Origin of the sequence: Neobacillus sp. YX16, from assembly GCF_030123505.1 — a bacterium.
Classification (GTDB): Bacteria; Bacillota; Bacilli; order Bacillales; family Cytobacillaceae; genus Neobacillus.
In genome coordinates this window covers 94,270-107,089 of record NZ_CP126115.1, presented here as the reverse complement: position 1 = coordinate 107,089, position 12,820 = coordinate 94,270, and the positions used below count along the sequence as shown (strand labels likewise).

The window sequence follows — 12,820 nt, the reverse complement described above, 5'->3', positions numbered from 1 at the left end:
TAATTGATTAAGCTTGTTTCTTCAACTTCGTAACAGGAATACTAGCCCATTTAGGTGTATTGTGTTTTATTATTGCCACAGCAATGGTCATATCATCTCCAATTGAGTTATCCCGTGACCGAATTACCTCTTCTAATATTAAGTCGGATATTTCCTGAGGATCATCTGTTTGTAATTCTTGTATTTTACGCTTCATCCATAAGTCGTAGTTCTCTACATGTTTAGGGCCCTCAAATATTCCATCACTCATCATAATGAGTAGATCTCCTGCCTTTAGTTGCTCGCTAACCACATCTACTTCAAATTCTTCTAGTATACCGATTGGCAGATTACTAGCCTGAATTTTTATTACCTTATTTCCCCTTTTAATAAAACTAGGAGTGGAGCCAATTTTCAAAAACTTCGCTGATGCGTTTTGCAGGTCAATCATGGCTAAGTCTAATGTTGAAAAAATTTCATCTGTCGTACGAAGGGAAAGGATTGAGTTCACTGACTTAATGGCAACTCTTTCTTCAATTCCGGATTGCAGTATTTTTTGTAAAAGCTGCAGTGTCTCCTTGCTCTCATAATGAGCTCTTTCCCCATTTCCCATACCATCACTTATCGCGATTGCGAACTTCCCAAGCCCCAATTCCATTGTTGAATAGCTGTCACCTGAAACAAAACCACCATCCATGGCAGCGTGGGCCATTCCTGTTTCAACCGTATAGGCTTTTGATGAACGAAAGATTACGTGGCAGAAACCATTCGGATATGCAGCACATTCTTCAGAGCTAACGATAATCTGCTCCCCGAGGATATCTGAAAGCATTGGTGCAATTAATTTCTCACACTCACCATGCCCATTGCAGAAAGGGACGGACATTTCGATATCCACATTTCCCGACTCTAGACTATAAATCTCAACATGTTCAACATGAACACCAAAAGCCTGAATCGCCTCCATAATTTGTTCCTCTTGTTTATGATGGTTTTCTCTTTCGCGCTGTATTTCCTTTGCGAAGTTATCCATTACCTCCGACACTCCAAGTAGTTGATCTGCGACAAGTTTTCTACTTTCCTGAACCTGTTTCTTTAGCTTTTGGTTTGCTTGATAAAAGGTCAACTCTTGTCCGACCGCTTCATACACTCTTTTTGTCCGGGTACAGTGCTTTTCCCACTCACGAGATAATTTAGGAGAAACGACACCATCATTTTGGTCCATTTCATGAATAATTTCTTCCAAGTACCCATAGGTGGTATTAAAATTCTTCGCCCAGCACTGCTCCTTCTTAAAGCATGTGTTACAGGTTTTTTCCGTTACGTGACTCATAAAGAAATCCATTTCGCGTGCATCCTCGTCAACACTAGGCTTTACTTCCATTTGTGAAAAACTTTTTGAAAGTGCATGGAAGACATTAGAGAACTGAGCAACCCGCTGTGCTGTCACATCACGCATTTTCCTCATATATTTTTGTTGTTCGGTTGTGTATTCTGGTGTACCTGGTATATATTTGGCAAGCTTAGAAGTAAATATCTGGGGTGTTAAAAGGAATAGGAGGATAGCTGCCCCAGACTCCATTAGTGTAATGGTTAAGGTTCCGGTACCGCCCTCCTGACCATACATTCCAATTAACAGCGTTGAAATAAACAAGCCAATTGCAACGCCTATCTTTTTTCCTTCCTTTAACAAACCGCCTAATACCCCTGAAAACGCGAGTAAACTCATATGATAGAAACTTGAAACACTAGCAAGGCTAAAGATTAAACCGGTAACGACCCCAACTGTCGAACCAACCGTTGCTCCCGCAATAAAGGAAAATACTAAAACAAGGTAGCGTGACAGAATATGCTCAAGTGATAAATCGTAAATCTTCCAGCCGATGGTTCCCGTCATAATAGAAGCAAGCATAATAATTAAGCAGACAATCTCCTCTGTTTTTAACAACTGCCTGCGCTTGTTTAAAATTAATAAGGGGATGCTCTGTAAAAAGATAAGTGTTAGGATAAAGGCAAGACTAGCCTGAACTCCAACCATCATAGCGTCATATAATGAAAGCTGCTTAGATATAATAAAAGCTTCGGCTAATTTTCCTGTCCCTAGAATAATGGCTACAAAGAATGGAATCATTCTCATCTCATTTTTTACCCATCGTTCACTAATTCGGTAAATAACTAGAAAAAGGATGGACACCAAAAAGGTAAATGCGGCATTCTTTAAGGAGACAGTTGCGGCACCCGCAACCAACCCCACTAAGGCAAGTGGAGACCTATCTCTTTTTATAAGAAAGACTGCAGCGAAAAACGGCAGACTAAAGGGAGCAAGCGTAGACAATATCAAAGCTCTTCCTAGTAAGAAACCAACCAAAAGTAAAAGGTAACCTTTTACAAGGAAGAAGGATTCAACTTTTAACTGGAATTTTTTCAAGACGCTGTCCCAAGACCATTTAGAGGATTTAAAGTTAACCTCTCCGACCGGTTCTAGTAAACTCCGTTCTAGCTTTTCCATAAATCACACTCCTCTATTAATTCTTGTTAATGACTATTATAAAATTAATAGATTCAAAATTTTGTCAGATTAGTGAACGTATGCAAAGTTTCGTTCGACGGTTTCCACTATATTTATTCAATTAATGTTGACAAATTGAAATGGTGTCGGAATATTGGAGCAAATAAATAGGTATTTCAATTTAAATAAAAATTCATTGACACCTTGTTCTATCATATGTATTATATAACTTGTGTCTTAAATACTTGGCGGTGTAGCTCAGCTGGCTAGAGCGTACGGTTCATACCCGTAAGGTCGGGGGTTCGATCCCCTCCGCCGCTATAACGAAAAGCTGCAGCCCCTATGCGCTGCAGCTAGACAAACGAAAAGCATTGATTATTTCAATGCTTTTTTATTTTTAGACAACAAAAAAGACAAGCCGCTAGACCTGTCTTTTTTGTTGTCTAAAAATAAAAAAGACAAGCCGCTAGACCTGTCTTTCTAAATTAATATTTTAATATAAGCAACAAGTTAACCTCTTTTAGCTCCTCTTCCGCCACGCTTAGATTCTGTATGACGTTTTAAAGAAGTTAAACGATCCTCACTATCTTTTAAAAACTTCGCCATTTTTGACTCAAACGTCTCTACTCTTGGAGCATTTCGATCATTTGACCTGTTCTGACGAGGGCGTTGTGAATGTGAGCTCGAGTGTGAACGGTACTTTTGCTGAGCCTCTGGTTTATCAATTGCTTTTTTTATAGAAAGGCCAATTTTCCCATCTTTTTCAACATTCATGACTTTAACTTCTACTTGGTCACCAACTTTAAGATGATCATTGATATCTTTCACATAATTATCAGCAACCTCACTGATGTGTACGAGTCCAGTTGAGCCATCAGGCAGCTCCACAAAAGCTCCGAATTTTGTAATCCCTGTGACCTTTCCTTGTAACTTGCTGCCTACTTCGATTGACATAAAAAGAATTTTCCTCCTTAAGAAAATAAAAAAATCATACTTACTTTATATTATACAAAATGGGAAAAATAAGTGTCAATAAGACTAGTTATTGGTTGTTTTTACCTTTATTCTCTTCCGGAATATTAAAGATAATTTCACCGTTTTCAGAGAAGAAATATTCTTTTCTAGCAAGTTTAGCAAGGTAATCATCATCATTTAACTTAACGATATCTTCTTTCAGGATTTCCTGCTGTTTTTTTAATTGAGTCATCTGTTGTTCAAGCTGTTTCTTTTGTGCCACTTTTTTATCTAATGTGGAGGACTGGGAAATAAAGCTCGTAATCATTAAATAGGACATCAAAGCAGCGAAAACTAAGAACAAGGATAGCCTTCGGAATAGCAGCTTTCTTTTTCTAGCTGATGCAATTTCTGCGATTTCTTGTTGGTGTACATAAGTGGTTTGTATTTTTGCTATATTCTTATCTCCTACTGAGCTCATTTTCCCTTCCCCCCTTATTTTTTTGGTTTTTTCCACTTTTTCATTAGCTTTAGTAAATAATTCTTGATTTCCATAAAAATTCCTGCCGTTTTATTATATAACTTCTCGACGGATTTTTTAATAGTTTTCGGCAAAAGTTTCCATAGAAGTAACATTATTTTTTCAATTGGTACCCATATCACCCTAAGAACAACCGATAAGATCTTTAAAACAAATTTGACAAGGGAAAAGAGCCCCCTGCCAAGTAGGATGATAATGGAAATAACCAACTGGATTAGACCAAGGACAGGTTTATAGATAAGTAGTTGAAACGCCTTTCTCATAAATCTGTAAATGGCAATTACCGTTTTAATTATGAATTCAAGCAGCCTTAGATAAATACCTTTAAATAAACTTTGGTAAGCAGCAAAACCACAAAGGAGGGCAACAAAAATGTAGAAACGTAATTCTCCATTGTTCACAAGGAATAAGATATAAAAGATAATCAGTGCTTGAATGACCCAAAATAACAAGTCATTAAAAAAAACAATCCATGACTTTCGATTAGGGCGATCTAAGAAATGCTGATAGGTATCAAACATTACACCAAACAGCGACCCCATCCCAATCATCGAAAGCATGGTGAGAAATTGAGTGGAGAGGGTCATCGGAATAACTTACTAAAGAAACCTTTAGCTTTCTCCCCATGCTGTTCGTCTAGGTAAACTAAATCGAATATCTTTCCCTTAATGGAGACAATTCCTTTTTCCACATCCAAGTTTTTCATTTGGAGATTTTGCCCTTTGATTGCTAAAAAACCCATTGAGGTTTCTAATAGGAACTCCTCATTATCAAAGCTTTCTACTTGTTTAACACCTGTTATATCGAGGAGTTTCCTTCCTCTCATGATGACATCATGCTCTGGAACAGTGCTTTTGACAGGGTTTGTTTCATAATATTGGCTCATTATTCATCCCTCACAATCATTTGTACAACCTTTAGTACATTTTTATGTAAAGGGCAAATGAATTAGAACAAGCCTTTATAGTTGTTACACTTAGAACTGTGATTCCCCGATTCTTTCATCTTTGATAATCGTGTACATTTCAGCAGCAGCTTCTTTTCGAGTGGTATCTTGAATCTGATCAATTCTTGCTGTAACCAGTCTTTGTCCAAGACGGATTGTCAGCTCATCACCAACTTTAACCGTTGAACTAGCTTTTGCTTCTTTCCCATTTATGAGAATTCTTCCCTGATCGGATACTTCTTTTGCCAATGTTCTTCTTTTGATTAATCTTGATACCTTTAAATACTTATCTAGTCTCATTCAATAGTCCCCCATTTCTATAATCCCTTTAATTTCGCTTCATCCCAAAACCGATCTAGCTCCTCTAAGGAATGGTCCTCTATCGGCTTTTTGCTTTCCATTACTTTTTCTTCAATATAACGAAACCTTCTAATAAACTTTTCATTGGTTTCAAATAATGCTTCTTCGGGATGAATTTTTAAAAATCTTGCTACATTAACGAAGGCAAACAGGATATCGCCAAATTCTTTTTTTGCGTCTATAAGGCTTTCTTTGTTTATCTCATTCTCAAATTCCACTAGCTCTTCTTTCACTTTCTCTAAAGCTGGTGTTATTTCCTGCCAATCAAAGCCAACTTTCGCCGCTTTCTTCTGAATTTCATAAGCTCTTAATAAATTCGGCATTGATTTGGAAACACCATCAAGAAGAGAGGCTTCTGTCTCTCCTTTTTCCTGCTTCTTTATTTCCTGCCAGTTTCGAAGGACTTCTTCTGAATCCTCAACTACTTTATTTCCAAAGACATGTGGGTGTCTGCGAATCATTTTTGCAGAGATTCCCTCTATCACATCTTCGATTGCAAAATAACCTTCATCCTCCCCAATCTGGGAGTGCAGCATCACTTGGAGCAAGACATCACCAAGTTCTTCGACTAAATGGTCAATATCTCCGCTATCGATTGCTTCAATTACTTCATACGTCTCTTCAATTAGATATTTCTTCAAGGATTCATGTGTTTGTTCCTTATCCCATGGACAGCCATTTGGGCCTCTTAATACTGCTATTATCTCTCGCAGCTTAGAAAAGGTTTTCAACATAATTTGTTCATCCTGTACGGGAGGAACATAGACAGAAGTAAGGTTATCAAGAGTTACCTTTCGATCCAATTCATACAAAGGTACCCGCTCAAGTCGTTCATTGCTGCTTCCTGCTGCAGAAACAATGATCACTTCATAATCATCAGGAAGTCTTTCCATAAGCGTCAGCTTAATATTAGAGGCTACAAACTGATCATAAACCTGACTAATAAACATATGCTGGTTGATTTGCAGCTGGTGGGATTGAAGGGCGGTTCCATCAAGAAGTTGGAAACCGTCCACTGGATCTATTTTTAATGATTGAAAGAGAGCATCAACAAAGCTTTGACCTCCACCTATGATGATATCGATATCGTCTTTAGGTCCATACTCCAAAAGTAACTGGACAGTCCGCTCGGCAACAAGTGGATGACCAGGCACTGCATAAATCACCTGTTCCCCGTTTGCTTTTTGCAGTAAGGTTTGGACAATCTCCTGATATACTTCCTCAAATTGATCATGCTTTTCATAGATGGAATCAAAGGATGTATAGTTCAGTCCTTCTTGAACTAATTCATCCACAACAGGATGTTCTTTCGTCCTTAAATAAACATGTTTTGCACTCTTTAATTTTTTGTAAACACCAAAGGGTAGCTGTTCAAGGTCGCCCGCCCCCAAACCGAGTATTTCAATTGATTTGCCCATCATCTTTTAACTCCTATTCTTCTTAGGTAATAAAAGGCTTAATTTGCTGCCGAAAGGAAATAGTGATAGTTCTTTTTCTAAAAATACTCCTCCTCTAATAATAATAAATAAGAAAAGGAAGCCTCCCAAAAAAGCACACCCTAAAGCCTGGATGGCTGCCATTAATCTTTCGGTACCAGCCGGTATTGTAATCATATTGGTTAAGGCTAGGCAGCCTTTTAATAGTAATATCATCAATAATGCTGCTGTCAAAAGTGTTCCTAGAAAGTGAACCGTCAGCACCGTACTGGACTGCATCCTTTTAAATTTTACATATAATAGCAAACAAACCAAGGCCAAAGTGATTAAGGTAGCATAAGCCGCCCCCATTGTTCCAAATATCGGAACGAATAGAGCATTAAGAATATACTTTAAAGGAAAGGTTGCTAGAACAACAGCAGCTGGAAAAAGTAACGACCCCAGCCCCTGCATAATGGCTATAATCGTTGTAATAATGGAGCTAAGGAGAATCACAAAACTTAATATTCCTAATACTGACGAGCCTGAGTTATCCTCAAATAACATGATATTGGCTGGTTCAATAATGGCCCAAAGACCTACAGATGCTCCGACTCCAATGACAATACTTATCCGAATGGCCAACTGAATTTTATCCTGTAAGAATGAAACATCTTTTTTTATTCTTGCACTTGTTATCAACGGTACGAGAGATAAGGACATCGAAGCAGAAACAATGGTTCCTAATTGAATTAGTGGCTGCCCGCGGTCGAATACTCCCTTTACTGCCTTTGCCATATCCTTTTCATATCCGTTTTCTGTAAGTAACGAATATAGGTTCATGGCATCTGCCATTTGTATAAAAATCATTAGCATTCCACTAATACAGATTGTTAGGCCTTGAAAGGCGAGGGTTTTAAAAATAACACTAACCTCTCGTTGATAACCATTAAGCATCCCTTTTCTTGGAGCAATTATATTCCATTCTTTACGTATATAAAGGAATGTAAACAAAATAATCGCCGAGACCATGATTCCTGTAATTGACCCAAACATGGCACCGCCGCTGATTAGATACAGTGAATATCCTAACTGTGTGAGACTATAGGCACAGAAGAGAATCGTAAAGGCTCTTATTAATTGTTCGCCAACCTGTGATAATGCAGTGGGCAGCATATCTCCTTTTCCCTGGAAGTAGCCTCTTAAGATTGATACAATCGGAAAAAGTAAAAAGACAATGGAAACAACTCTTAGTAAGATGGCCAACTTCTCATCATTCATCCAGCTTGCAATATAACCAGCACCAAAGTAAAGGATAATGAAACATAAAAGTCCAAATAACTGCAGGATGATAAATGAGATGAATAAAAGTCTTCTTGTTTTCTCGGGATCTCTTTTTTCTCTTTGCTCAGCGTACAGTTTAGAGATGACAACCGGAAAACCTGTTGTTGCGAGCACAATGGCAAGACCATAGAACGGATAAACCTGCTGATATATGTAAAAGCCAACATCCCCGACAATATTTTGAAACGGAATCCGGTAAACAGCACTTAGAATTTTTGTTATCAGTGCTGCAAGTGCTAAAATAAAAGCCCCTCTAAAAAGAGCCTTCGATTGATTTACGGGCTTCATTTCCTATCTCCTAACTAACTAAACTCCAAAGTATTATATCATAGAATAAAAAGCGAAAACGCCCTAATCGGGAGCTGAGGCTTGATTACAAGGCAAATAAAAGAGACAGCAGCTGCTGTCTCTTTTATTTGTGAAAATACTATTAGTTCTAAGATTCCATTTGTCTTGCTAAAAATCCAGCAGCGGTTTCAACAGCCTTTTTCTCGACTTCACCAAGTGTACCTTCTTTTGCATAAATAATAACGGCTCCAATTGGGTCACCATTTGCAATGATTGGTCCAATTGTATAAGATGAGATGGTTTCATCATTCCCATCCGCTAATGCAATATCACCTTGCTGTGTAACTAGAACTGAGTTACGGTCTTCCATTGTTTTTTCCACTAAATCGCTTATATTTTTATTTAAATAATCCTTTTTAGAACTTCCTGCTAACGCAATATAACTATCTCTATCACAAATTAATACCGGGTTTCCGAGGCTGTCAAATAGGGCTTCTGCATATTCTTTGGCAAAATCGCTTAACTCGCTGATTGGTGAATACTTCTTTAAGATTACTTCTCCATCTCGATCAACAAAGATCTCTAACGGATCCCCCTCACGGATACGCAGAGTCCTGCGTATTTCTTTGGGAATGACAACACGACCCAAATCATCGATTCGACGAACTATTCCAGTTGCTTTCATCCAATGTTGCCTCACTTTCATCTGATGATTTTACTAACTTGGTAATGACAATTTTTCCTTTTGTAGGAATCATCACCAACTTTGAACTTAGTATCTTTCATCTGGAAAGTTCTATACACATTCGCAATATTTTTTCACAAACAGGAAAATAATCCCATTATAATAATGGTTAAACAGGGTTCTTTTGACCCTTTTTCGCTGCTTGAAGACCTTTAATCATTTCAAATGCTACATTTAGCCAGTATGCTGGCTCTAATCCTTTAATTTGCAGGGTCATTTTAAGCTTCTGACCCTCCATTCCCAGCCCAATCATTCGTGGATATTTACTGCTGATAGCAAATACCTTTTGTCCGTCAATCGTACTGCTAGCTTGTTCATTTACGATAATGCTTACTTCCTGTTTCGCTTGCTTTATGATTTCGACACCCGCAAGCAGTGCATAAATTTTCATTTCTGCCACTTGGAATAGATAATCAACTTCTTCAGGATATTCTCCAAAACGATCGAGCATTTCCGCTTGAAGCTCCTCAATATCCTCTAATGTTAGCAAACCTCTAAATCGCTTATACATTTCAATTTTTTGATGGCCATCCTTAATGTAGGTATCAGGAATATAAGCATCTATTTCTAAGTCAATTTCAACAGTTGCCTTTTTCTCAGCATTCAAGTCGCCTCTTCTTTCTTCAATTGCCTCTTTCAGCATTTGCGAATAAAGATCAAAACCTACTGAGTCAATAAATCCATGCTGCTGCGCCCCTAGTAAATTACCAGCTCCCCTAATGGATAAGTCACGCATAGCAATTTTAAAACCAGAACCAAGTTCAGTAAATTCCTTAATAGCCTGGAGACGCTTTTCTGCCACTTCAGTTAATACTTTATCCTTTCGGTGCGTGAAATAAGCATACGCAACACGATTTGACCTTCCAACACGGCCCCGCAGCTGATAAAGCTGAGAAAGTCCCATTCTATCAGCATCATAGACAATCAGCGTGTTTACATTCGGAATATCTACCCCTGTTTCGATGATGGTTGTGCTGACCAACACATCAAACTCTCCCGATAGAAAGCTGAGCATGACGGATTCTAATTCATTTTCTGACATTTGCCCATGAGCGAAAGTAACTCGTGCATCTGGAACAAGCATAGATATTTCTTCTGCCTTACGCTCAATATCCTCTACTCTGTTATATAAAAAATATACTTGTCCGTCACGTGCTAACTCCCTTTCAATCGCCTCTCTGACAAGAGATCCATTGTACTCCATCACATAAGTTTGTACAGGAAAACGGTTCTCAGGCGGTGTCTCAATAACCGATAAATCGCGAACGCCAAGCATGGACATATGCAGCGTTCTCGGGATTGGGGTTGCTGTCAATGTTAAAACATCTATATTTGTCTTTAATCTTTTAATTTTTTCTTTATGGGTCACCCCAAATCTTTGCTCTTCATCAATAATTAATAAACCTAAATCACGATAAATGATATCCTTTGAAAGAATACGGTGTGTTCCAACGACCACATCGACCGTTCCTGCCTTTAATCCTTTGATGGTTTCGGTTTGTTGCTTTTTCGAGCGGAAGCGACTTAACAGACCAATATTGATTGGGTAGTCTTGGAATCTTTCTCTCATCGTTTCATAGTGCTGCTGTGCTAAGATCGTTGTAGGTACAAGGAGTGCGACTTGCTTGCCATCTGCTATCGCTTTGAAGGCGGCTCGAATGGCTACCTCCGTTTTTCCATAACCCACGTCTCCACAAAGCAAGCGGTCCATTGGTCTAGCTCTTTCCATATCGATCTTAATTTCATGAATGGAGCGAAGCTGATCTTCCGTTTCTTGGTACGCAAAGGCGGTTTCAAACTCCCTTTGCATATCCCCATCCGGAGAAAAGGCATAACCAACGGCTGCTTCACGTTCTGCATAAAGCTTAATTAAATCATCCGCAATGTCTTGAACAGAGGATTGAACTTTCTTTTTTACCTTTTTCCAATCACTGCCGCCCAGTTTATAAATTTTCGGCTCTTTTCCTTCGGAAGCCACATACTTTTGAACAAGGTCTATTTGTTCGACAGGAACATAAAGCTTATCCGTCCCATGATAGCGGAGGTGGAGATAATCCTTATGAACACCGTTAATAACGAGAGTTTCAATTCCTAAGTATTTTCCTATTCCATGATTAACATGGACAACATAATCGCCAATTTTAAGTTCGGAATAACTCTTAATCCTTTCGGCGTTTGAGAGCTTTTGTCTGTTGGCAGACTTTTTGACACGTTTTGTAAAAAGCTCCTCTTCCGTAATGACAGCTATCTTCTGAATGGAAAGCTCAAATCCAGTTTGCAGGTTCCCCTTCATAATCTGCACTTTTCCAGGTAAAAGCTGCTGATCGCTTCGTGAAATAGAAGCTTCTATTTCATAATCCTCTAAAACTCGCTCTAATTTTTTAACTCTATCATCATCTGCACCTAAAAAGAGAATGGAGTAATTTCCTTTTTTCCACCTGTCAACTTCTGCTTTCAGTAAATGCATTTGACCATGGAAATTCTGCATTTGTTTACAAGAAACATTAATGATATTTTGCGGACTCGTATTTGCAACATGGCGTAAAAACAAACTCATATAAAGAATCGGAAACTCTTTTTTATGAAGTAAATTCGGTAAGTCATGGGAAATAGTCAAATCATGAATAATTTGACCCTCGCCTAAGAGAGCAGTATACCATTCCGCCTCTTCTTTAATTAATGAGTCATTCATCTCTTGAACCCGGCTTATTTCATCAATAAATACCATTCCATCGCGCGGGAGATAGTCTAGTAAACTACTATCGCCTTCATATGCAAGTGAAAGATATTTAAATACCTGGTCTGGTTTGTGGCCATTTTTTAGCTGTTCGAGCTCAAAACTTATATTTTGTGAGAGCTGTATCTTTGCTTTATCGTCCTTTAATTTTCTAAGACTTTTACCCAGCCCATCCTCAAGCTTTCCAATTAACCTGCTATAATCCTCTGCTTCAAAAAGGACTTCTGTTGCAGGGCCAATCAAAACTTCAGCTGTTTTCTCGATAGAACGCTGGTCTTCTAAGGAAAAGTAGCGGATTGAATCAATCTCGGTATCAAATAATTCAATTCTTATAGGATTACTGACGGTAAGCGGATAAATATCAATAATTCCGCCCCTTATACTAAACTCTCCTGGTGTTGACACCATTTCGGACCGAACATATCCCATCTTAACAAAAGTATTGAGGACCTTTGTAACATCTAAATCATCGCCTAGTTTAAAAGACAGCTGATACTTTTTCCACAAAGATTTTGGCGGAATGACCTTTCTTAGCCCAGCAGCAGGAACGATAATAATTCCTTTGTCCCTTTTACTCAAATGGTTTAAGGCTTCGATTCTTTGTGCCTTTAACTCAGGACTGGCAATACTCATCTCAGCTGCAATTAATTCATTGGCAGGAAATAGAAAAACATCATCCTCACTTAATAGATTTACAATATCGTCATAGAGTTTTTGTGCTTGCAATAGATTATGGGTGATAAAGAGAATCGGTCTTTTCATCTGCTCATAAATGGCAGCCGTTAGTACCGTCCTTGATGAACCCGATAATCCAGCAATTAGCTGCTCTTTCAAGCCTTCCTGAACTCCAGATATGATGGAGTTCACATCTTCCTGATCTAGAAATAATGATTTTAAGCCTTTCAAAAGCTCGTTCCTCCTCTCTTTGAATCTTTTTTTCGTATTCTGACTATATTAACTTTATTTTTAGTGTTTATTAAAAATAGAAAAATGCTTTGGAGT

The 12,820-nt window shown here is 38.3% G+C and carries 10 protein-coding genes and 1 tRNA gene; 1 reads left to right on the top strand and 10 read right to left on the bottom strand.

All coding sequences use genetic code 11. The annotated features are described in order from the left end of the window. Positions 1-7: 7 nt before the first annotated feature. Positions 8-2,488, bottom strand: a complete 2,481-nt coding sequence (gene spoIIE, locus QNH48_RS00490; protein WP_283953364.1) for a stage II sporulation protein E — start codon at positions 2,486-2,488, stop codon at positions 8-10. Positions 2,489-2,735: 247 nt separating this feature from the next. Between spoIIE and QNH48_RS00485 the strand changes: the two genes are divergently transcribed. Next, a tRNA-Met gene (locus QNH48_RS00485) sits at positions 2,736-2,809 on the top strand. A 189-nt stretch (positions 2,810-2,998) separates the two neighbouring features. On the opposite strand, the gene QNH48_RS00480 is transcribed toward QNH48_RS00485, so the two are convergent. The 9 genes from QNH48_RS00480 to mfd all read right to left on the bottom strand — a co-directional run bounded on the left by QNH48_RS00480 (position 2,999) and on the right by mfd (position 12,724). Beyond that, positions 2,999-3,442, bottom strand: a complete 444-nt coding sequence (locus tag QNH48_RS00480) for a S1 domain-containing RNA-binding protein (protein WP_095250668.1) — start codon at positions 3,440-3,442, stop codon at positions 2,999-3,001. 88 nt (positions 3,443-3,530) lie between these two features. Further along, the gene (locus tag QNH48_RS00475; protein WP_095250669.1) at positions 3,531-3,923 is read right to left on the bottom strand and encodes an FtsB family cell division protein; all 393 of its coding nucleotides are present in this window, start codon (positions 3,921-3,923) and stop codon (positions 3,531-3,533) included. A gap of 14 nt (positions 3,924-3,937) precedes the next feature. Beyond that, the gene (gene yabQ, locus QNH48_RS00470; protein ID WP_283953363.1) at positions 3,938-4,570 is read right to left on the bottom strand and encodes a spore cortex biosynthesis protein YabQ; all 633 of its coding nucleotides are present in this window, start codon (positions 4,568-4,570) and stop codon (positions 3,938-3,940) included. Beyond that, complete coding sequence (yabP, locus tag QNH48_RS00465) at positions 4,567-4,869, bottom strand: sporulation protein YabP (RefSeq protein ID WP_095250671.1); 303 nt, start codon at positions 4,867-4,869, stop codon at positions 4,567-4,569. Before yabP ends, yabQ begins: the two co-directional genes overlap by 4 nt. A 90-nt stretch (positions 4,870-4,959) precedes the next feature. After that, positions 4,960-5,229, bottom strand: a complete 270-nt coding sequence (locus QNH48_RS00460) for an RNA-binding S4 domain-containing protein (RefSeq protein WP_090767940.1) — start codon at positions 5,227-5,229, stop codon at positions 4,960-4,962. 17 nt (positions 5,230-5,246) lie between these two features. Further along, on the bottom strand, positions 5,247-6,707 hold the full coding sequence (gene yabN / locus QNH48_RS00455) for a bifunctional methyltransferase/pyrophosphohydrolase YabN (protein WP_283955640.1): 1,461 nt from the start codon (positions 6,705-6,707) through the stop codon (positions 5,247-5,249). 6 nt (positions 6,708-6,713) lie between these two features. Further along, positions 6,714-8,336: a putative polysaccharide biosynthesis protein gene (locus QNH48_RS00450; RefSeq protein ID WP_283953362.1), complete on the bottom strand. Its 1,623-nt coding sequence runs from the start codon at positions 8,334-8,336 to the stop codon at positions 6,714-6,716. Positions 8,337-8,484: 148 nt separating this feature from the next. Continuing rightward, the gene (spoVT, locus tag QNH48_RS00445; RefSeq protein WP_095250673.1) at positions 8,485-9,021 is read right to left on the bottom strand and encodes a stage V sporulation protein T; all 537 of its coding nucleotides are present in this window, start codon (positions 9,019-9,021) and stop codon (positions 8,485-8,487) included. Positions 9,022-9,190: 169 nt separating this feature from the next. Next, the gene (gene mfd / locus QNH48_RS00440) at positions 9,191-12,724 is read right to left on the bottom strand and encodes a transcription-repair coupling factor (protein WP_283953361.1); all 3,534 of its coding nucleotides are present in this window, start codon (positions 12,722-12,724) and stop codon (positions 9,191-9,193) included. Positions 12,725-12,820 lie beyond the last annotated feature (96 nt).